Annotated in this window: 15 protein-coding genes and 3 pseudogenes; 6 read left to right on the top strand and 12 right to left on the bottom strand. The window is 59.6% G+C overall.

Translation table 11 applies throughout. The features are described from left to right. Positions 1 to 164 precede the first annotated feature (164 nt). The 5 genes from AC3I65_RS11345 to AC3I65_RS11325 form a co-directional block, all read right to left on the bottom strand. Positions 165 to 3,260 carry an MdtB/MuxB family multidrug efflux RND transporter permease subunit gene (locus tag AC3I65_RS11345; protein ID WP_488523728.1) on the bottom strand — a complete coding sequence of 1,032 codons (3,096 nt, stop codon included), beginning with the start codon at positions 3,258 to 3,260 and terminating at the stop codon, positions 165 to 167. After that, complete coding sequence (locus AC3I65_RS11340; RefSeq protein WP_488523727.1) at positions 3,257 to 4,573, bottom strand: MdtA/MuxA family multidrug efflux RND transporter periplasmic adaptor subunit; 1,317 nt, start codon at positions 4,571 to 4,573, stop codon at positions 3,257 to 3,259. Before AC3I65_RS11340 ends, AC3I65_RS11345 begins: the two co-directional genes overlap by 4 nt. Before the next feature lie 177 nt (positions 4,574 to 4,750). Beyond that, positions 4,751 to 5,251 carry a thiol peroxidase gene (tpx, locus tag AC3I65_RS11335; RefSeq protein ID WP_047226605.1) on the bottom strand — a complete coding sequence of 167 codons (501 nt, stop codon included), beginning with the start codon at positions 5,249 to 5,251 and terminating at the stop codon, positions 4,751 to 4,753. A 205-nt stretch (positions 5,252 to 5,456) separates the two neighbouring features. Then, the gene (locus AC3I65_RS11330; protein ID WP_047226606.1) at positions 5,457 to 6,128 is read right to left on the bottom strand and encodes a DUF3313 domain-containing protein; all 672 of its coding nucleotides are present in this window, start codon (positions 6,126 to 6,128) and stop codon (positions 5,457 to 5,459) included. 121 nt (positions 6,129 to 6,249) lie between these two features. Beyond that, positions 6,250 to 6,744 carry a hypothetical protein gene (locus tag AC3I65_RS11325; RefSeq protein WP_488523726.1) on the bottom strand — a complete coding sequence of 165 codons (495 nt, stop codon included), beginning with the start codon at positions 6,742 to 6,744 and terminating at the stop codon, positions 6,250 to 6,252. Positions 6,745 to 7,037: 293 nt separating this feature from the next. Here AC3I65_RS11325 and AC3I65_RS11320 point away from each other — a divergent pair, with 293 nt between their 5' ends. Both AC3I65_RS11320 and AC3I65_RS11315 read left to right on the top strand, forming a co-directional pair. After that, positions 7,038 to 8,423 carry a hypothetical protein gene (locus AC3I65_RS11320; RefSeq protein ID WP_047226608.1) on the top strand — a complete coding sequence of 462 codons (1,386 nt, stop codon included), beginning with the start codon at positions 7,038 to 7,040 and terminating at the stop codon, positions 8,421 to 8,423. Between the two features lie 60 nt (positions 8,424 to 8,483). Next, on the top strand, positions 8,484 to 9,407 hold the full coding sequence (locus AC3I65_RS11315) for a hypothetical protein (RefSeq protein WP_052915293.1): 924 nt from the start codon (positions 8,484 to 8,486) through the stop codon (positions 9,405 to 9,407). A 21-nt stretch (positions 9,408 to 9,428) separates the two neighbouring features. On the opposite strand, the pseudogene AC3I65_RS11310 reads toward AC3I65_RS11315, so the two are convergent. The 4 genes and pseudogenes from AC3I65_RS11310 to AC3I65_RS11295 form a co-directional block, all read right to left on the bottom strand. Then, positions 9,429 to 9,512: pseudogene (locus tag AC3I65_RS11310) on the bottom strand (GNAT family N-acetyltransferase); the annotation flags it as partial. A 292-nt stretch (positions 9,513 to 9,804) separates the two neighbouring features. After that, positions 9,805 to 10,602 carry a transglutaminase family protein gene (locus tag AC3I65_RS11305; RefSeq protein ID WP_047226610.1) on the bottom strand — a complete coding sequence of 266 codons (798 nt, stop codon included), beginning with the start codon at positions 10,600 to 10,602 and terminating at the stop codon, positions 9,805 to 9,807. Further along, positions 10,599 to 11,549: an alpha-E domain-containing protein gene (locus tag AC3I65_RS11300; RefSeq protein ID WP_047226611.1), complete on the bottom strand. Its 951-nt coding sequence runs from the start codon at positions 11,547 to 11,549 to the stop codon at positions 10,599 to 10,601. Before AC3I65_RS11300 ends, AC3I65_RS11305 begins: the two co-directional genes overlap by 4 nt. A 3-nt stretch (positions 11,550 to 11,552) precedes the next feature. After that, positions 11,553 to 12,962 (bottom strand): circularly permuted type 2 ATP-grasp protein, encoded by a 1,410-nt coding sequence (locus AC3I65_RS11295; protein WP_076385079.1) that lies wholly within the window; start codon positions 12,960 to 12,962, stop codon positions 11,553 to 11,555. 488 nt (positions 12,963 to 13,450) lie between these two features. Between AC3I65_RS11295 and AC3I65_RS11290 the strand changes: the two are divergent. Together AC3I65_RS11290 and AC3I65_RS11285 are read left to right on the top strand one after the other, a co-directional pair. After that, positions 13,451 to 13,837 (top strand): annotated as a pseudogene (locus tag AC3I65_RS11290) (LLM class flavin-dependent oxidoreductase); the annotation flags it as partial. 262 nt (positions 13,838 to 14,099) lie between these two features. After that, positions 14,100 to 15,107, top strand: coding sequence for an acyltransferase family protein (locus tag AC3I65_RS11285; protein WP_178129671.1), 1,008 nt, complete (start codon positions 14,100 to 14,102; stop codon positions 15,105 to 15,107). A gap of 68 nt (positions 15,108 to 15,175) precedes the next feature. Here AC3I65_RS11285 and AC3I65_RS11280 read toward each other — a convergent pair whose 3' ends face one another. The 3 genes from AC3I65_RS11280 to AC3I65_RS11270 form a co-directional block, all read right to left on the bottom strand. Next, on the bottom strand, positions 15,176 to 17,302 hold the full coding sequence (locus AC3I65_RS11280; RefSeq protein WP_047230533.1) for a TonB-dependent siderophore receptor: 2,127 nt from the start codon (positions 17,300 to 17,302) through the stop codon (positions 15,176 to 15,178). A gap of 166 nt (positions 17,303 to 17,468) precedes the next feature. Further along, positions 17,469 to 19,238: a sodium:solute symporter family protein gene (locus AC3I65_RS11275; RefSeq protein WP_107322618.1), complete on the bottom strand. Its 1,770-nt coding sequence runs from the start codon at positions 19,236 to 19,238 to the stop codon at positions 17,469 to 17,471. Positions 19,239 to 19,249: 11 nt separating this feature from the next. Then, on the bottom strand, positions 19,250 to 19,516 hold the full coding sequence (locus AC3I65_RS11270) for a DUF4212 domain-containing protein (protein WP_047230535.1): 267 nt from the start codon (positions 19,514 to 19,516) through the stop codon (positions 19,250 to 19,252). A gap of 247 nt (positions 19,517 to 19,763) precedes the next feature. On the opposite strand from AC3I65_RS11270, the gene AC3I65_RS11265 reads away from it, so the two are divergent. Next, positions 19,764 to 21,560 carry a methyl-accepting chemotaxis protein gene (locus AC3I65_RS11265; RefSeq protein ID WP_047230536.1) on the top strand — a complete coding sequence of 599 codons (1,797 nt, stop codon included), beginning with the start codon at positions 19,764 to 19,766 and terminating at the stop codon, positions 21,558 to 21,560. A gap of 110 nt (positions 21,561 to 21,670) precedes the next feature. Next, positions 21,671 to 21,760: pseudogene (locus tag AC3I65_RS11260) on the top strand (hypothetical protein); the annotation flags it as partial. Between the last annotated feature and the right edge of the window lie 23 nt (positions 21,761 to 21,783).

Genomic DNA, 21,783 nt, shown 5'->3' with positions numbered 1-21,783 from the left:
GGATATATCCCCGCCCTGTGGGAGCAAGGCTTGCCCGCGATGAGGGCGATGCGGTCCTGCAGAATCGAGACGCCTGTTTCGCGAGCAAGCTTTGCTCCCACATAGCGGGAGCAAGCTCCCTCGCCACACAAAGCCCTCAGGCTCCGGGATGCCGAGTGCTGCCGTCATACCCGCACCTCTTCCCCATCAGGCTTGGCAAAGCGGCGCCCCAGGCGGTCGAAATACAGGTAAATCACCGGCGTGGTGAACAACGTCAGCACCTGGCTCACCAACAACCCACCCACCATCACCAGCCCCAAAGGCTGGCGCAGTTCGGCGCCGGAGCCCGTGGCGAGCATCAGTGGCACCGCACCGAACAGGGCCGCCAGTGTGGTCATCAGGATCGGCCTGAAACGCAGCAACGCGGCCTGGTAGATGGCCGTCTGCGGATCCATGCCCTGGTTGCGTTCGGCGTCGAGGGCGAAGTCGATCATCATGATCGCGTTTTTCTTGACGATGCCGATCAGCAGGATGATGCCGATGATCGCGATCATGCCCAGGTCATTGCCGCTGATGATCAGCGCCAGCAAGGCGCCGATGGCCGCCGAGGGCAATGTGGAGAGAATCGTGATCGGGTGGATGTAGCTCTCGTACAGAACGCCGAGCACGATGTACATGGTCACCACCGCCGCAAGGATCAGCAGCAAGGTACTCGACAGCGAGGCCTGGAACGCCTGGGCCGCGCCCTGGAATTGGGTCTGCACCCCGACCGGCATGCCAATGTCCTGCTGGACCTTCTCGATCACGTCCACCGCGTGCCCGAGGGCTACATCGGGCGCCAGGTTGAACGACATCATCACCGCCGGGAACTGGCCGATGTGAGCAATGGCCAACTGGGCCTGACGCTCCTCGACGCGGGCCAGACTCGACAGCCGCACCTGGCCACCATCGGTGGTCTTGACGTGAATCTGATCCAGCGCCTGCGGCCCGATGCGCTCCCCGGCCTGGGCCTGCAACACCACCCGATACTGGCTGGCCTGGGTGTAAATGGTGGAAATCTGCCGCTGGCCGAAAGCGTCATACAGTGCATCGGTGATGTCCGACACCGATACGCCCAGGCGAGACGCGGCGTCGCGGTCGATCACCAGGTAGACCTGCAGACCTTTGTCCTGCAAGTCGCTGGCGACGTCGGTCAACTCCGGCTGCCGGGCCAAGGCTTCGACAAGGCGATCGCTCCAGAGGCTAAGCAACTCGGCATCCGGCGAAGACAGGCTGAACTGGTACTGGGTGCGGCTGACCCGGTCTTCGATGGTCAGGTCCTGCACCGGTTGCATGAACAGGCGGATGCCCACCAGCCGGTCCAGTTGCGGCTGCAAGCGGGCGATGGTTTCGGTGGCGCTGTCATCCCGTTCGCTGTGGGGCTTGAGATTGATCAGCAAGCGACCACTGTTGAGCGTGGCGTTGTCACCGTCCACGCCGATGTAGGAAGACAGGCTCTGCACCGCTGGATCGGCCAGGATCACCTTGGCCAGCTGCTGTTGGCGCTCGCTCATGGCGGCGAAGGAAATCGACTGTGGCGCCTGGGAAATACCCTGGATCACCCCGGTGTCCTGCACCGGGAAAAACCCCTTGGGCACGGCCAGGTACAACACCACCGTCAGCACCAGGCTGCCCACGGCAACCAGCAGGGTCAGCGGCTGATGCTTGAGCACCCACTGCAACTTGCGACCGTAGGCGGCGATCATCCAGTCGATCCAGGCGCCGCTGGCGCGGTAGAAACGCCCCTGCTCCTGCTCTTTGGGTTCGCGCTTGAGCAACCGGGCACACATCATCGGCGTCAGGGTCAGCGACACCACAAGAGAGATCAGGATCGCCACCGCCAGGGTGATGGCGAACTCGCGGAACAAGCGCCCAACCACGTCGGCCATGAACAGCAACGGGATCAACACCGCGATCAGCGACAGCGTCAGCGAAATCAAAGTGAAGCCAATCTGCTTCGCGCCCTTGAGCGCGGCCTGCATGGGGCTTTCGCCCTCCTCGATGTAGCGGGCAATGTTTTCCAGCATGACGATGGCATCGTCCACCACAAAACCGGTGGCAATGGTCAGGGCCATCAGCGTCAGGTTGTTGATGGAAAAACCGGCCAGGTACATCACGCCGAACGTGCCGATCAGCGACAACGGTACAGCCACCGACGGAATGATCGTGGCACTGACCCGACGCAGGAACAGGAACGTCACCATGACCACCAGGGCGATGGCGATCAGCAGTTCATGCTGTACGTCGGTGACCGAAGCGCGAATGGTCTGGGTGCGGTCAGTCAGCACCGTAACGTCCAGGCCGGCCGGCAGGTTGTCGGTAATGCTCGGCAGCAAGGCCTTGATCCGGTCTACCACCTCGATGACGTTGGCCCCCGGCTGGCGCTGGATGTTCAACAACACGGCCTGATTTTCGTTGGCCCAGGCGGCAAGGCGTTCATTCTCGGCGCCATCGACGATCTGCGCGACATCCTTGAGGCGCAACGGAGCGCCGTCGGCATAGGCGAGGATCAGCTCGGCGTAGTCCTTGGGTGAGGTCAACTGATCGTTGGCATCGAGCATCGAGACCCGGGTCGGTCCGTCGAAGTTGCCCTTGGGCTGGTTGACGTTGGAGGCGCCGACCAGGGTGCGCACGTCCGCCAGGTTCAGACCTGCGGCTGCCAGGGCCTCGGGATTGACCTTGATCCGCACAGCCTGGCGCTGACCGCCGGCGATCGAAACCATGCCGACCCCGCTGATCTGGGCGATTTTCTGCGCCATGCGGGTGTCCACCAGGTCATTGAGCTTGGGCAGCAACATGGTCTTGGAGGTGATCGCCAGGGTCAGCACCGGGGTGTCGGCCGGGTTGACCTTGTTGTACACCGGCGGGGCCGGCAGATCGTTGGGCAGCAGGTTGGTGGCCGCGTTGATCGCCGCCTGCACCTGTTGCTCGGCGACATCCATGTTGATGTCGAGGCTGAAACGCAGGGTAATCACCGACGCGCCGCCGGAGCTGGTGGACGCCATTTGCGTCAGGCCCGGCATCTGCCCGAACTGCCGTTCCAGGGGGGCGGTCACGGCGCTGGTCATCACGTCGGGACTGGCGCCCGGGTACAGGGTCATCACGCGGATGGTCGGATAATCGACCTGGGGCAATGCTGACACCGGCAGCAACCGATAGGCGATCAGACCGGCCAGCACGATGGCCAGCATGCTCAGGGTGGTGGCGACCGGGCGAAGGATGAACAGACGCGAGAGGTTCATGCGCCGCCCTTTTTCGCCTTGTCGGCCACGGCCGGTTCAGCCGGGGCCGCCGCCGTTTTGCCCTGCAGGTGTTCGGTCGGCGTGGTGGGCACGTCCTGGCTGTCGTTGACCACATCCACCTCACTGCCTTCCTTCAGGCGATCGGTGCCTTCTAGCACTACTCGATCACCTGCGGCCAGGCCTTCGGTGACTACGGTGTGTTCGCCGTCGCTGGCGCCGATCTTCAGCTTTCTGATGGTGACTTTTTTATCGCCATCCAGGGCGTAGACGAAGGTGCCGTTGGTGCCGAACTGAATCGCAGCGGTCGGCGCCAGGACTACATTTTTGAGGGTGTCGGCCAACAGATGCACATTGACGAACTGGTTGGGGAACAGCGACTGGTCGCGGTTATCGTAGCGAGCCTTGAACTTCAGGGTGCCGGTGGTGATGTCGATCTGGTTGTCCAGGCTTTGCAGTACACCGCTGGCCTGCAGCTTCAGGTCACTACGGTCCCAGGCTTCCACTGGCAGCTTCGCCCCGCTGCGATAGCGGGCAAGCACGGTATCCAGGTTGGTTTCCGGCAGCGTAAACACGACGTTGATGGGTTGCGTCTGGGTGATGACCGCCAGCGCGGTAGTGTCGTTGGCGGCCACCAGATTGCCAACGTCCAGTTGCCGCAAACCGACCCGGCCGGAGATCGGCGCCCGGATCCTGGTGAACTCCAGATTGAGCTTGGCGTCGTTGACTGCCGCCTGGTTGGTCTTGACCGTGCCCTGGTACTGGCCCACCAAGGCGGCGGCGGTATCGAGGGTCTGTTTGGCGATGCTGTCCTCGGCATACAGGCCACGATAACGCTCGAGGTCTACCTGGGCATTTTTCAGTTGGGCCTGATTCTGCAGCAGCGTGCCTTCGGCCTGGAGCAAGGCGTTCTGGTATGGACGCGGGTCGATTTCAGCCAGCAGGTCTCCAGCCTTGACCATTTGCCCTTCTTCAAAGGCGATCTTGACCAGCTCGCCACCCACCCGGCTGCGCACGTTGATGGTATTGAGGGCCGTGACGGTGCCCAACGCCTTGTAGTAAAGCGGAAAATCACCGGTGACTGCCGGCGCTACCCGAACCGGTACCGGCCCTGTCGCCCCCCCAAACCCTGGCCGCATCCCGCCCGACCGCCCCGCCTGTTCAGCAGGCGCTTTTTGCCCTGCTCCGGGCTTTTGGTCCGTCCCGGCGGGCCAGAACTTCCAGGCCAGCGCCGCGACGATCAATACGACGACCAGGCCAAACAGCCAGCGACGGGATTTGTGGGAAACAGAGGATTGCATGGAATGATCAACCATTGGGCGCGTGGGCTTCTTTTACGGGAGGCTGAACGATAAGCACTGGCGGGTATTTAGCAAAGCGCCTTTACCGGCAATTTACCTTGGGCTTACCTATCGCGTAGTTGGCTAAGGTCTTGAAGCACAAATGAAAACGGCCTGGACAAGGCCAGGCCGTTAACAATTGTAATAAATACTTTATTTCAGTACAGCTAGAGCAGCGTCGTAGTTGGGCTCTTCAGCGATTTCCTTGACCAGCTCGCTGTGCAGCACGTTGTCGTTTTCGTCGAGCACCACCACGGCACGGGCGGTCAAGCCTTTGAGCGGGCCATCAGCAATCGCCACGCCATAATTCTCGATGAACTCACTGCCGCGCAGGGTGGACAGGTTCTGGACATTTTCCAGGCCTTCGGCACCGCAGAAACGCGCCTGGGCGAACGGCAGGTCAGCCGAGATGCACAGCACCACGGTGTTGCTCAGTTCGTTGGCCTGGGCGTTGAACTTGCGAACGGAGGTGGCGCAGGTCGGGGTATCGACGCTTGGGAAAATGTTCAGCACTTTGCGCTTGCCGGCGAAATCCTTCAGGGAAACGTCGGACAGATTGCCGGCTACCAGGGAAAAGGCTGGCGCCTTGGAACCGGCTTGTGGCAACTGGCCGTTGACTTGAACCGGGTTGCCTTTGAGGGTGACTTGAGCCATGAACGGATTCCTTCTGACAGGTTTGAAAATGGTGAGGCCGGAGTTAACCATGAAATGGTTCTGCGACCTATGGTTGGACATAAAAAGTCATGGCTTGGCGGTGTAGGAGCTATCGAGTGCAACGAGTCTGCGATCTTTGCCCTGCTAATTGAGTCTAGAGCGAAAGATCGCAGGCTTCGCCAGCGCCTACAGCGACGCCTGTGGGCTATTTAGCCTTGAGCTTCAGGAACGACTGATGCAAGTCCGCCGCCCAACCATCGATCACACCTTTGACATCATCGGGCTTCATCACCTGGGCTTCGTTGGACAACGGCTTACCCGTGCCCTTGCGCACCACCTGGGCGACCACTGCATTGTTGCCGCCGTCGAGAAATACCGCTTCAGTGCCCAAGGTGGTTTCCTGGTCGCGAATACCGCTGGCGGTACTGACCGCGGCCGCCACCAGCGCGATCGGAATCACTTCATAAGGCTTCAGGCCCTCGGTCTTGCTGCTGACGGCGGTGATGGCCGCGCGCATCACCAGTACTCCGGGCCCAGGGCCGGTCGCCAGGGGCAGGGATTTGCCCGCTTCCCGCTTGAGCGCCTGATCGTAGTAACCGGTAATGCCGGACAAGGTGGCCTGGGGGATCTTCACGGTCGGCTGCGGCTTGGGGTAAAGCTGTGTCGGCTCGACGTAAAGGCTGGTGTATTTGCTCAGGTCTGCCGTGGGATCAACCCAGCGCATCACTTCGGCCCCCGACGGCGACTTCTCCTCCTTGAGCCGGCTGTAATCACCCAGAAAGCCGGAGTACTCATCCGGTTGGGTGATCTTGCTGGAACAACCCGCCAGGGCAAGCGAGGCCATGCACACGGTGCCAATCATTGACGCAAACTTCATGCTGTCACTCCTGTAAGCCACACGAAACGGGGCCGGGAATTACAGGTATAGCCAATGGGCGCGGTTTTGCCTGCTCCGACAGGAACAAGTCACTGGGCAAGCCCTTTGCTCGCCACCGCCTTCAGCCGCGCTCGCGGGGTATCAGGCTCTGCAATTGCTGCGCGAGAAAGCCCGCGTCGAAGGTAAAAGTATCCGGATCCTTCAACCCGTTGGTTCGACGCCATTGCCACTGCAACGAAGGCGGCAGGCAAACCAGCGAGATGCTGCCGTAACGCGTTGCAGTCAGCCCCATGATCGCCAGGGAAATCTGCCCGCCGGCCCCCATTACATCGGGTATGAATTCCACCGGCTTGCCAGTGATGGACAGTGTCAGCTTTTCTGTCTTGAAGCCGGAGGTTTCTGCCGGAACACTCGGCCCGTGGGCCACATACGCCTCACGGGTCAGCGTCAGAAGGCCGGGGGCCAGGACCGGCTCCAGCCATTGCTCGATCTGCCCGTACAACGCCTCGATCTGTGCGGCCCACACCGCCGCTTGCGCCTCGTGCTGTTGCTTCTTGTGCGCTTCGCTGTCTGCGTAGTGACGAAGCATCTCACCCAATTGCTTTACATCGTCCATGCGCTGTTCCTCGATTCAAGGGGTGCTGCCAAGCTGGATGATGACAGGTTCAAGACGCAGGCGTACGCAAAACCCGCCTGGCCCGTCACGCGCGGCATACATAGTCGTGCGTCAGCACCTTTGCCGCAGATAAGGAATACCTCAGGGAAATCCGATGAGTGGAGAGGTTTTTCTCTGGTTTTTTCGCCTCACCTGTCAGGAATGACAGTAGTCAAAGCCGCGGGCGGGAGGTTTGATGAAGCGAACCGCCAAGACGATAACTCCGACGACGCTTGGCAAGAGGAGGACGCGCCATGACCAGCCTGAGCCCGGACAATGAAATCGAAGTCATCAACCGTGTCATCATCATCGGGATGGTGACGGTTGAACACCCAGCAAACCCGCACGGCGGTATCCCGCTTCGTTTGCTCGCCAATGGATTGCTGCCATTGCTGGTGGAACCCTGGACCCAACAGGCCGAATATGACGACGCCCGCATCTTGCTGAGCAATTCCGACATCCCCGTGCTGAACAAGACCATTATGCCGGGTGAAGTGAATCAGCCATTCACGCTGAACCTGCCGGAAGCCCTGTTGAGCAACGGCATCAACCAGATACGCCTGAGCGTACTGCGTGTAGGTCAGACGATTCCCGAAACATCACAGTCATTGGACGTGCTCTTCCACCGGCCACGGCCGGGGGGCGAAGTCTCGACCCCAGGCGACAATCCCAACCTGACCCTCACCCTGCCCTCCGAGGTCATCACCAAGGGGGTGGATGCGGCAATGGCCAGCCAAGGGGTGATCCTTACCATCCGCTATCCCTACATGAGGGAAAAAGACGTCATCACAGTGGACCGTGACAGCCAGGAAATGACGCGCACCGTAAGCGCTACCGAGGCCGCTGCCGGCAGCGTGGACATCATTCTGCGGACCGCCGACTTCTGGCAAGACAATCCCCGGTTCGCTTTGCGGTTCAGAGTAACTGACCTGCTGGGCAACTCCAGCGGCCCGCAGGCGATATGGTCAAGGGCCACCTACATCGATGTGCACATTCGCCAACCGGCACTCGACCTCACCAAACCCAGGGTCCTGGAGGCCAGGGAACTCAATGGCGAGCGCCTGAATTTCGAAAGAGATTTCTATGACGCCCAATTCGCCAACGTCGAAGTGAACTACATCGGTTCGGCTCCGGGGCAGGACGTAAAAGTGTATTGGGTTGGGCGTAACTCCACCTGGGGCAGTGAGATCCAGACGGTATCGGTTGCTGGTCAAACGTTGAGATTCCAGGTACCCAGAAACGAAGTGGTGGATTGCATCGGCACCGGTGCGGAGGTCTATTACACCGTCAGAGCGCCTGGCACCACTACGGATATTCCATCGAGAGACCTGGACATTACGGTCACGCCACAAAAATACACGCTACGGGAACCGACGCTGGACGGCAGCAAAACCAATCTCCGGGCCTATCATCCAGCCCTGCTCACCGCGCATACCGCACGAATGGCGCTGTTTGGCGTGACGGCCCGCTACGGTGAGGAAATTCGGATAACAGCCGGTACCAGCCAAACCGACCTGTCCGTGCCCCCTGCCTGGATAGCGGAAAACCGCGGGAAGCCCATCATGGTCAACTGGACACTCCGGGAAACCGGCACCGGCACGCCGATCATCTTTTCATGGTTTCTGAGATTGATCGCCTGACTCGGTTTTTCAGCTAACCAACGGTTTTGACGCTGCTTTTCCATTGCAGGAGGACGTACCGTGCGTAAATTAATGGGGTTGCTGTTAATCACGTTGATGGTCGGGTGCGCACAAGTCACGACAGCACCGCCTGCCCCCATCACAATCAACGGAGTCCAGGTACTCGATGGGCCTGAGACCGCCAGTTTCCTGACCACGCTTTACCATCGCAAATTTCCCAACTGCAACAATTCCGACTCGCAACCCTCGTTCCTCTGCTCGGGTGTCACCCTCAGGGTGACGGTAAAAGACCCCGAAGAACAATACAAAGTCTGGGACCCCAGCCCAACCTCAATAACCAGTGGCGGAGTGTCTTTCTCTTATCTACGGGCAGACGCCAATTTCGGGCGGCTGGCGTGGGGCCACGGCAACGGCCTTATCCTCTACCCCATCTTCGGCGCACCGCCTGACAAGATTGACCTGGACTATCTGTGCTCATACCCGATGGATGCCTGGACCTGGCACCGTACCAGCCCTTGTGGCCACCACGTGGACTATCCCGCGTTAAGCCAACTCTGCCATCTGGCCGGCGTGACCACTGCGCAACAATGGCTGGGCATATGGACTATGCCGGGGGGTAATGAACACCTGCGCCAATGCGGATTCGATGTCAACGATGACCGCAATCAACTGGCCGGACCGGCGTTCTACGCCTCGGTGCTGGGCAAGGTTCTGATAGGGGCGAGAGGATTCGCTGAGCATAACGAGATCATCATCAAGACCTGGACACCAGGACGGCCAAACACTTTCCCCATCATGGCCTTCTTCTTTGTTGCAGGAGGCACCAACGAGGGGTTGCCCGACGCTCGCTACAACCAACGCGACTTTTATAACTCCACCAATCCGAAAATTGTCGTGCCGATCATTCGTCTGACACCTGCCAACAGTGCCACCGAAAGCGCCACGTTCACCTACGTCGCGTCCGATCAGGCGGTGACTCAGTGATTCGTTCGTGCTGGGACCTACTCAGCGCAACCGCGCCATCGCCAGGGTGTCCACCCATCGCCCGTCACGCACGGCGTAGTCGCGCAGCAGGCCTTCGGTTTCGAAGCAACATCTGAGGGGCGACCCCGGGTCGTTGTAGAGCGCGGTGACCCCACCGATATGAGCTTCATTGAAGCGAGTGAGGCTGATCGAAGGCTCGGACATGCGGCTCCTCCCTGGAGACCTGAAAAGGCCGTTCACTATAAGCCAGCGAACATTCAGGTATCCAGGGCCAAGCCTGTGGGAGCAAAGCTTGCTCGCGATTGCGGTGATCCGTTTGCATCAATACTGACTGTGCCGCCGTCTTCGCGAGCAAGCTTTGCTCCCACATGGGCTTGGGCCTCAGTACTTTCCTCACCTACTGATGCTGCACCTGAACCATTGAGTTCACCTGCACCCGCGCGTGCATCTGCTCTGCCCCGCCACCGCGGCGCATGCCACGTACCGGACAGGCGTCGAGGTAGTCCAGGCCGACCGCCAGTTTCAAATGCCGATCCGGACAGGTCAGGCGATTGGTCACGTCGAAGCTGTACCAGCCGTCCTCCAGCCAGGCTTCAGCCCAGGCGTGGCTCGCCAGATGACTTTCATCTTCGGTGCACAGGTAACCGGAGACATAGCGCGCCGGAACCCCCAGGCTACGCGCGCAGGCCAGAAATGCGTGGGTATGATCCTGACAAACCCCCACGCCCCCGGCGAAGGCTTCGGCGGCGGTACTGCTGACCTCGGTCGTGCCCGGGCTGTAGGGCATGCGTGCAGCCAGGCCGTTCATCAAATCGGTCAGTGCCGAGCGATCACGTCGGGCTGCGCATTGCTCCACAGCAAAGGCCGCGAGAGCATCATCGGCCTGGGTGAGGCGGCTGGGGCGCAGAAATGGCAGCGGTGACTGGCTGTCCGGCTCCATCTGCACCGCCTGATGGATTTCCACCTCGCCATAAGCCGTGAGCACCAGAGCGCCATGGGGCTCGTCCATGGTCATCACATGCAGGATATTGCCGTAGGGATCGAGCTGGCTGCGCACCAGACGTGGCAATTCCAGATGCCATTGCAGGATGCGTTGACGCTGAGTGTCCTTGGGGGTCAAGCGCAGGAACTGGATGCTGGTGCACACTTCATCGGCATAGCTATAGGTCGTGTCGTGGCGTATGGAAAGTTTCATACCACCTCCAGATAAGACTCGTGAACGGTCTGGCCCAGGTGGCGAATCTGGCCAATGAGGTCGGTCAGCCATTGATGCAGGCCCGATGCCAGGATCTCGTCGATGCCGGAGTAACGCAGCCGCGCGTTCAGTTCAGCGGCCAGGCGTTGGGCCGGGCGGCCATTGTTGCCCGGCAGGCTGGAGAGGATCTGGTCCAGCTCCTCAATACAGGCATGCAACGAGCGCGGAACGTCGGCGCGCAGCAGCAACATTTCCGAGACCTGCTCGGCGTTGGGCGCATTGCGGTAGATCTCGTTGAACGCTTCAAACGAAGACAACGCCCGCAGCAAGGCGCTCCACTGGTAATAACCGCGTGCCGAGTTGTCGCTGACCTCTTCCGACTCCTCACCAAACATTTCGTAGCGGGCGTCCAGCAGACGCAGGGTGTTGTCCGCCCGCTCGATAAAGGTTCCCAGACGAATGAATCTATAGGCATCGTTGCGCATGATGGTGCCCGACGTCGCGCCACGGAACAGGTGCGAGCGCTCCTTGACCCATTCACAGAAGTGGCTGATGCCGTAGCGGCCCAGACCATTGCTGGCAATGTTGCGCATCTCCAGCCAGGTGGCGTTGATGTTCTCCCACATATCGGCGGTGATGCGTCCACGCACCGCATGGGCATTGGTCCGCGCCGCCCGCAGACAGCTGTAGATGCTTCCTGGGTTGGTTTCGTCCAGTGCGAAAAAATGCAACATGCGTTCGGTGTTCAGCGCGTCATAACGGGCGTTGTAATCGTCCAGCGTGCCGGCCGCCAGCAACGACATCGCCAGCTCGGCATGCCCGTCGCTGCGCCCGGCCTGGGGCATGAGCGACAGCGAGTAACTGACTTCGAGCATGCGCGCCAGGTTCTCGGCGCGCTCCAGGTAGCGGGACATCCAGTAGAGGTCCGAAGCGGTTCTTGAAAGCATGTCTTAGTCCTCCACTACCCAAGTGTCTTTGGTGCCGCCACCCTGGGACGAATTGACCACCAGCGAGCCGTCGCGAAGTGCCACGCGGGTCAGCCCGCCGGGCACCAGGCGGGTTTCCTTGCCCGACAACACGAACGGACGCAGATCGATGTGGCGCGGGGCGATACCGCTCTCGACGAAGGTCGGGCAGGTGGAAAGGCTCAACGTCGGTTGGGCGATGTAGGCTTCGGGGCGGGCCTTGAGGCGTGCGCGGAAGTCTTCGATCTGCGCCGCTGTGGCTGCCGGCCCTACCAGCATGCCGTAACCGCCGGAGCCCTGGGTTTCCTTGACCACCAGGTCAGGCAGGTTGGCCAGCACGTGGGACAGATCCTGGGGCTTGCGGCACTGCCAGGTCGGCACGTTCTTTAGAATCGGCTCTTCGGTGAGGTAAAAGCGGATCATCTCGTCGACGTAAGGGTAGATCGATTTGTCATCGGCCACGCCCGTACCCACCGCATTCGCCAGCACCACGTTGCCTGACCGGTAAACGGCGATCAGTCCGGGGACGCCCAACATGGAGTCGGGGTTGAACGACAGCGGATCGAGGTAATCATCGTCAAGGCGGCGATAGATCACATCCACCTGCTGGGGGCCTGCGGTGGTGCGCATGTAGACATGGTCGTCGCGCACGAACAGATCGGCGCCCTCCACCAGTTCCACCCCCATTTCACGGGCCAGGAACGCATGTTCGAAATAGGCACTGTTGAAACGACCGGGGGTCAGCACCACGGCGGTCGGGTTGTCCAGGGGGCTTGAACTCTTGAGGGTGTCGAGCAACAGATTCGGGTAGTGATCGATGGGCGCCACGCGCTGGGCGGCGAAGAGCTCGGGGAACAGGCGCATCATCATCTTGCGGTCTTCGAGCATGTAGCTCACGCCGCTGGGGGTACGCAGGTTGTCCTCAAGTACGTAATAACTGCCGTCACCGTCGCGAACCAGGTCGACACCGGCGATGTGGGCATAAATGCCTCGGTGCAAGTCCAGGCCTTGCATCGCGATTTGATAACCCTCATTGGCGAGCACCTGCTCGGCCGGAATGATTTTTTCCTTGAGGATCCGCTGCCCATGGTAGATGTCGGCCAGAAACATGTTCAGGGCCTGGACCCGCTGAATGCAGCCACGCTCGACCATCTTCCATTCGCTGGCCTTGATGCTGCGAGGAATGATGTCGAACGGAATCAATCGTTCGGTACCCTGCTCGTCACCGTAAAGGGTGAAGGTGATACCGGCTCGATGAAACAGCAGATCGGCTTCGCGACGCCGCTGTTCCAGCAGCTCCAGCGGCGTGTCCGCCAGCCAGCGTGAGAAGGCTTGATAGTGCGGGCGGCAGTCACCCTTTGCATCATACATTTCATTAAAAAAAGCTTGGGGCATAGCCAACTCCCAGCCGCGTTCTACACGGCATTTTTTATCACTTCGTCATTCCAATGGTCCGGCCTTGCTTTGTTTTAATGAGCCCTGTTTTTCTGAGTACCTCGATTGCACCGGTCTCTGATCTGGCCTTTGCGTCTGGATGACGTGCGCCCCCTGATTAAATCTGCGCCGTGAATGCTCCTCTGATAACCCCGCGCTGTAGTGGCCTACTCTCTTGAACTCTAGCAAAGGCTGTGCCTAAGCCCGGTACACCAGGACATTGCTGGAGAAACCGTCGTAGATGTACGCCCCCGCGATATTTAGTTTCATTTTTGCGACATACGCTCCTTTATACGCTGAAACGTTTATTTCAGCTTTTTCCTACATGCGCCCGAACGAGTCGAATCGGTGCAATAAGTCAGGTAACAGGTCGGTAATGCCCCGAAAGAGGGAAATTTATACTCACCGCCCTTCAGAGCGCTCAAAAGCGACTCTCACTTTAAGCAAAAGATTTATCCCGCAATCAGGAGATGGTGCTGCGTCACACCCACGTGCATGCCGCCGACGATCCCGAAGGCTGGAAAATCGGCGCCCAGGCAATCTCCAAGTTCTACCGCACCTTCGATGCCTGGTTCGGCAACAAGCAAGTTCCGGTCAACGGCTTTCTGGCACCAAGTCCGGAAGAAAAATTCGCCGAGCGTCCGGAGTTCCAGCTGGAGAACATTCGCAAGAACACCATGATCGGCACCCCGCAGCAGATCATCGAACGGATCAAGTATTACCAGGAACTGGGCGTGGATGAGTTCAGCTTCTGGTGTGACAACAGCCTGTCCCATGCCGAGAAGAAGAAGTCCCTGGAGCTGTTTATCCAGCAGGTGGTGCCGGCCTTCAATTGATATCCAACCCTGGAACCCACGGGGTCAGTTCCACCGTCATCGCGAGCAGGCTCGCTCCCACAGGGGGGCTATGGCGTTCACATAATGAGTGAACACCCGCGGCCAATGTGGGAGCGAGCCTGCTCGCGATGGCGGCCTGACTGAGACAACGATGTCATATCTGCCAAATTCCCCCACTTCCCCGTCGCCGCCCCGCAAACCTCTGTTCAGCGCCGATAAACCCCAATAACTTAACCGTTCAACGGATCAACTCTGATTAAGGATGATGGGCGTGGGGAGTTATCGGTTGCTGCTGGCCATGCTCGTGGCGATTTCCCACATGGGCGTGATGTTCGTGGGGTTCAACCCCGGCGTTGTTGCCGTGGTGTCGTTTCTGATTATCAGCGGTTTTGTGATGACGCCCTTGATCGACAGGAGCTACAACGTCCCAGGGAAAATCGGCCTGTTCTACCTTGACCGATTGTTGAGACTTTACCCGCAGTTCCTTCTGTATTTCGTCCTCTCCTGCGCGGTGATTCATTTCCTGCTGCCGGGCACGCCACAGGCGGCGGCGCTGACAATCGAAAACATCGCCACCAGCCTGCCCATCGTGCCGCTGGGTTTCTATATGTTCGGCGTCACTGTGCCGGAGATCCTGCCACCTGGCTGGTCTCTGGGGCTGGAGATGTGCTTTTACCTGCTGATCCCGTTTCTGATCCTTTATAAGGCCCGAGGCATTGCGTTCGCGGTGTCCGTAACGGTTTTCCTGGTCGCCTCGCTGGGCTACGTCAACACCGACATCTACGGCTACCGTCTACTGCCGGGCGTATTGTTCATCTTCCTGTGTGGCAGCTACCTGTACCACGCCCAGGCCAAAGGACTATGGGTCGCCTCCATCACCACGGTCGTGGCAGCGATAATGTTCCTGGCCATTGTTGTCGGGTTCATTCCCCGCCGCCCCTTCAACGCAGAGGTAACCTTGGGCATAGTCTTGGGTGTGCCGGCGGTGCATGTGCTCAGCAGGCTCAAGCATCACTGGATGGATGAGTTTCTGGGGAATATCAGCTATGGCGTGTTCCTCAACCATTTTGTGGTGATGTACGTGTTGCGGGCGTTCTGGCCGGTTGAGTACAGCGCCCTGATGATTACACTGGTGCTGGTGTTGTCGCTGGCATTGAGTGGCTTGTCGTATTACTGCGTTGAGCGACCGGCGCTGAAGCTGCGCCACGCGTTGAGGGCGGGCGCTAAACGTGACATCACGCAGGTACCCGTTGGCCGCACACTGGCTTAGCCGCTGGCCCCGAATAAAAAATGCCCGGAACTCGGTTCCGGGCATTTTTTGTTTTCAGAACAGCGCACTCAGAACGTCACGCTGGCACTCAGGCGGGCGGTACGCGGTTCGCCGACATTGACCTGCAATTGGCTGCCGGTGGAAGACGGGTAGTAATGTTTATCGAACAGGTTGTCCACGTTCAACTGCAACGAGGTTTTGTGCCCCAATACCGGTGACTCCCAGCGCAGGAAGGCATCGGCCACGGTGTAGCTGCTGAGCCAGAAATCGTTGGCGTTGTTGGCGGCGCGCTCGCCGACGTAACGGGCACCGGCGCCGGCGTGCCAGGCGCCGAATTCGGCAGGCACGTTCAGGTGGTGGGTCAGGTACAGGCTGGCGGTGTGCTTGGGTGCGTTGGCCAGGCGGTGGCCTTCGTCATCCGGATCGTCGAGGATTTCCGTGTGGGTGTAGGCGTAGGTGCCGATCAGATCCCAACGCTCGGCCAGACGACCGGTGACGTCGAGTTCCAGACCTTGGGAGCCGACTTTGCCGGCGGCTTCTGCCAACGTGACGCCATTGACCGTGGAGGACGTTACGACGTTCTTCTTCACGATGTCATACAGCGCAAGGTTGATGTTCAGGCCCGGTAGCGGGTCGTATTTGGCGCCGATTTCATAACTGCGGCCCTCCTCTGGATCGAAGGTGTTGCCGGCATCGTCCACGTCATCGTTGGGCTTGAAGGAGCGACTGTAGTTGCCATACAGCGACAGGTTGTCGGTGGCTTTGTAGACCAGCCCCAGGAACGGTACAAAAGCGTCGCCGTTGTCATCGCGGTTGACCACATAACGGCTGCCCAAACCTTGGTCGCTGTATTGATCGTAATGCTGGTAGCGGCCACCCAAGACTAGAATCCAGTGGTCGTCGAGGTGCCAGTTGTCCTTGAGATAAACGGAGCTGGAGGTCAACTGGTTACTCAGGTCGCTTTGGGGAGCACTGATCTGGCTTGGCTCTGGCAGGTTGCCGTAGGTCGGCGAAGTGATGTCGAAACCACCCTGAGCAGTATTGCGGTAGGTCTTGCCACGAAATTGGTCAGACACTTGATTGTCAGCCCCAACCAGCAGGTCATGACGCTGACCAAACAATTGCTGCCTGCCGATGAAATCCCAGCTGGCGTAGCGGGTTTCATCGTCATAGTGAGCACCGTTGGCGGCACGGCGCAAATTATTACCCGTCAGCGAATTGGGCTGCGCAATCGAAAGACTATACCGATCATTGTTCCAGCCATAGGTCACGCGGGTCTTCCACGCTTCACTCAGCTCATACTCAAACCGCGCTGTCGCCGTTTCGCGAATCCCCACGCTTTTGGCCCAAGGCTCATCAAGGCGCTTGTTGTAGTCAATGTCGGCCGGATGCCCGTCGGTGAATACAGTGCCGCGGTCGAAGGGATTGGAATATTCGTTGTACTCATAACTGAGGTTCAACGAGGCCCGCTCACCCGTCCAGGCCAGGGACGGCGCCACCAGCGTGCTCTCGTTGACGCCATAGTTGCGCCAATAATCCTCATGCCCACGCTCGGCGATCAACCGATACGCCAGGCCGGTATCGCCCAACGGCCCGGTGGTATCCAGGGCCATGGTGCCGCCACCTTCGCTGTAGGCCGAGCCGCTCAGTGTGGTGCTCTGGGTGTATTCGGGTTTCTTGCTGATGATGTTGACCAGGCCGCCGGGCTCCAGCGCGCCGTATAACATCGAGGCCGGGCCCTTGAGCACTTCGACCCGCTCGGTGGTGGCGCTGAAGTTACGTCCCAGGTTCGAACGCACACCATCGCGCAGGATCGAGCCGTCATCGTTGGTGCCGAAACCGCGCTTGACCAGCGAATCCCGCGAACCGCCCAGGGTATTGCCCTGGCTGACGCCGCTGACAAATTTCATCGCATCGCCCAGCGAGCGCACCTGATAGTCCGCCAGGGTCTGCCGGGTCACCACGTTGATCGACTGCGCCTCTTCCTTGATCGGTACATCGCTTTTGCTCGCGGTGCTGGCTTGCGACGCCGTGTACCCTTCGTCCTGAGTGATGCGACTGCCCTGGATGTCCGTGGTTGGCAGTTCGAGAATGTCCTGCGCCCACAAAGGGCTTGCAATGAAACAGCAGGACAGCGTTGGCAACACGCGTTTAAAAAAGGCGTTGCGGGTAGCGAGAGGGGTGGAACGATTCAAGACGCAGCACTCACAGAGGGATGTTAATGAGAGAGAATATACTTTGAGAATGATTCCCAGTAAATATTTCTAACGCTTTCCCGCTTGACCCGCGCAAAAAAAAGACGCCGGATCACTCCGGCGCCTTTGTTCGTTTCCCACCCCTGTTATCAGGGCTTACCGCACATCAATGATCGATGGCCGCACCCGCCCCCCTTGGAACCCGGATATCTTCCACCAGGTGCTGAATGTGCTCCGGCGGCGGCGCGGTAAAGCGTGACACCACCACCGCGGCTACGAAGTTGAAGAGCATCCCCAGGGTGCCGATGCCTTCGGGCGATACGCCCAGCCACCAGTGCTCGGCAGTGTTCATCGCCGGATTGATGAATTTGAAGTAGACGATGTAGGTGAATGTAAACGTCAGCCCCACAATCATCCCCGCGATCGCGCCTTCGCGGTTCATGCGTTTGGAGAAGATCCCCATGACAATCACCGGGAAGAACGAGGACGCCGCCAGTCCAAAGGCGAACGCCACCACCTGGGCCACGAATGCCGGCGGGTAGATGCCGAACAACCCGGCGATCAGCACCGCCACGCCAGCGGCGATCCGGGCGGCCAGCAACTCTTGCTTTTCAGTGATCCTGGGCATGATGTTGCTTTTGAGCAGGTCATGGGAGACCGATGTGGAAATCACCAGCAGCAACCCCGCTGCCGTCGACAGCGCCGCCGCCAGGCCACCGGCGGCAATCAGGGCGATGACCCAGCCTGGCAACCCGGCAATCTCCGGGTTGGCCAGAACCATGATGTCGTTGTCGACATACAGTTCGTTGGCCACCGGTGAAACCTGGTTGCTCAGCAGCCGCTGCTCGTTCGCCCCGCGTTCACCCGTGAAGCTCGGCGCGCCGACCAGGGCTGCCCCCGGGCCATACTGGATGATGCCGTCGTTGTTCTTGTCCGCCCAGGCGATCAGCCCCGAATTTTCCCAGGTCTTGAACCATGTTGGCGCGGTGGCGTAGCTGACGTTGGGGATCGAGGTCAGCAGATTGGTGCGCGCGAAAGCCGCCACGGCCGGCGCGGTGGTGTAGAGGACAGCGATGAACAGCAGTGCGTAACCTGCTGACTTGCGCGCATCACGCACTGTCGGGGTGGTGAAGAAACGCACGATCACATGAGGCAGGCCCGCAGTCCCGACCATCAGCGCCATGGTGATGAAAAACACGTCGGTGGTCGATTTGGTGCCGTCGGTATAGGCCGTGAAACCCAGCTCCGCACCCAGCCCGTTGAGCCGCTCGATCACACTCTGGCCGGAGCCGGTGACCTCGCTGATGAAGCCCAGTTGCGGGATCGGATTACCGGTGATCATGATCGAGATGTAGATCGCCGGCACCATGTAGGCAAAAATCATCACGCAGTACTGCGCCACCTGCGTGTAGGTGATGCCCTTCATGCCGCCCAGCACGGAATAGAAGAACACGATGGCCATACCGATCATCACGCCGGTATTGATATCCACTTCCAGGTAACGGGAGAACACGATGCCCACACCGCGCATCTGCCCTGCCACATACGTGAAGGAAATGAAGATCACGCAGATCACCGCCACCACCCGCGCCGTCTGCGAGTAGTAACGCGCGCCGACGAACTCCGGGACAGTGAACTTGCCGAACTTGCGCAGATACGGCGCCAGACACATCGCCAGCAGCACATAGCCGCCGGTCCAGCCCATCAGGTAGACCGAGCCGTCATAGCCGGCGAAGGCGATGATCCCAGCCATGGAGATGAACGAGGCGGCCGACATCCAGTCGGCCCCGGTGGCCATGCCGTTGAGTACCGGGTGCACGCCTTTGCTGGCAACGTAGTACTCGCTGGTGGAGCCGGCGCGCGTCCAGATGGCAATGGCGATATAGAGCGCAAAGGACGCGCCGACGAACAGGTAGATCAGGGTTTGGGTATCCATGCTCGTCGGCCTCAGTCTTCGTGGACGTCATATTTGCGATCGAGCTGATTCATCTTCCAGACATAGAAGAAGATCTCGAGCACAAAGACGTAGATGGAGCCCTGCTGGGCGAACCAGAATCCCAGGGGCGTACCGAAGAAGCTGATGGTGTTGAGCTGGTCAACCAGCAAAATGCCAAAGCCGAACGACACCAAGAACCAGATTGCCAGCAATACCAGCATCCAGCGTAGGTTCTCCGTCCAGTAGGCACGCGCAGCCTGTTGCTTTTGAGTGGACATGGAAATCAACTCCCGTTGTTTTTATTGTTTTCCACTCAAACCGTAGCAGTCGCTGGGCAGAGCGCTAGTACGACTTTCGTCTACCTTCGCCACCCTGGATATTGACATCCGCGTTCCCTCACTTACTGGGACGGGTTAAAGATCGCGGAAACCGCCGCAGTGATATCAAATCGCCCATTTCCCTAAAGCTTTGCCGTGCGCGGTCGAATGTATGCAATCAAAGTGATTTTTTACCCGGGAGCAACGGATGCAGACGCTAAAGGCCTTGTACGAGTCTATCGAGATGCAGTTTTTCGATACGCTCACCAAAAAGCTGTCGAGCCTTTTCCTGCTGGTCGTGGTCAGTGGCTTGCTTTACTGGGTGGCAGTCAGTGCCCGCGCCGACATTGTGCTGCAGTTGCACACTGCGCAACTGGACCCCGCGCTGCTGGGGCAAGTCGAAGGCCGGCTCGACAGCCTCACCCATGCCCTGCTCTTCGGCGCGCTGCTGACGCTGTGCATGATCAGCTTCATGGTCTGGTACTTTCGCCACCTCATCGTGCGCCCCGTCACGGCCATGACCAAGGCCCTCGAGGAGATCGCCAGCGGCGAAGGCGACCTGTCCAAAGACCTGCCTCTGGTGACCCACGACGAAATCCGCGTGCTGGCCGACACTTGCAACCGCTTCCTGGCCAAGCAGCGGGAGATCATCAGTAATGTCCAGGCGCTGACCGTGCACATTGCGGTCGAATCGGCGCGTTCGTTGAAAAACATCAGCGACTCCAGCGACAGCGCTACTCACCAGGCCCGCTTCGCCAAGGAAGTGATGGACCAGAGCAACACCGCCGTAGGTCGCATCGAAGAAGTCTCGCGCCAGACTCAGGGCATTTCCAGCACCACTGCGCAGAACCTGAGCATGGCTCGCGACTCCTATGCAGAACTGCTGGAAGTGACGGGCAACATCAGTGAAATCTCCAGCAGCCTCAATGAATTCGCCACGCTGGTAGGCGCCCTGAACCAACGTTCTTCGAGCATCAAGTCCATCGTTGGGCTGATCCAGCAGATCTCTGCCCAAACCAACCTGCTGGCCCTCAACGCGGCCATCGAAGCCGCCCGGGCCGGTGAAAGCGGTCGGGGGTTTGCCGTGGTGGCCGATGAGGTGCGCACCTTGGCGCAGAATGTCAGCCGGGCTACCGACGACATCTCACGAAACATCGACGCCATGCTCGAAGAAGTCAGTTCCACACATGAACAGACCAACCAGATCAGCCACAGCGCCCGGGAAACCCAGAAAGTCGTGGAGCGTGCCTCGGGCCATTTCGAAAGCATGATCGGCGACTTCGAATCCACCAATGGCAAGTTGGCCGATATCGCGTCCCATATCCAGCTTTTCGCCGAATCCAACACGGGTATCAACGAACGGGTTACGCAGATCCATGCCGACAGCCAGTCGATTGACCAGCGCATGCAGCATTCGGCAACGGCGACCCGTGACTTGTCCGGTGTCGCTGAAAAGGTCCAGGCATTGTTGGGCCGGTTCGTGCTCGGCCATGGCAAGCTGGATGCCGCCATCACCCGGGCCAGCCAGTGCCGCGACGGCCTCCAGGTCCAATTGGAGGCGCTGCAGCAGGATGGCCTCAACCTGTTCGATCAGAACTACCAACTGATCCCCGGCACCGATCCCAAGCAATACATGACCAGCTACACCGAGCGTTTTGCCCAAGTCTGCCAGGAAGAATGCGACAAACTCACCCGCAGCACCCCGGGCGGCAAAGTCTCATTCATCGTCGACACCAAGGGTTATTGCCCAGTGAACAACAGCTGGGTGTCGAAACAACCGACCGGTGACCGCGCCGTCGACCTGCCGGTGTGCCGCAACAAGCGCATCTTCAACGACCCGATCGGCCTGCGCGCGGCGGGCAACACCCAACGCTTCCTGCTCCAGACCTACCTGCGCGATACCGGGGAAATCATGACCGAGATCGACGTACCGTTCTTCTTCGGCGGCCGCCATTGGGGCAACTTGCGGGTCGGGTTCGATGCGGCGGTGCTGCTGGCGGAGTGATTTCCAGGCACAACAGCGATATCAAGCCCGACAAATAACCTGCGCCAAGCCCTGAACGTGCAATACGACGGGGCTGGATGGTGGACACCACATAGCGCTCCGACGCACGGCACAGGGTGCCCAAACCTCGCTTTTACCTCCATGAAGACACCTGGCAAGTGCTGGTGGCCGCCCCATGGCACGCCAGGGGCCAGTTGTAGAAGACCCCCACCCTGACGCTGTT

The sequence above is a fragment of the Pseudomonas sp. N-1-13 genome (assembly GCF_057787095.1).
This window is presented reverse-complemented; position numbering and strand designations above follow the sequence as displayed.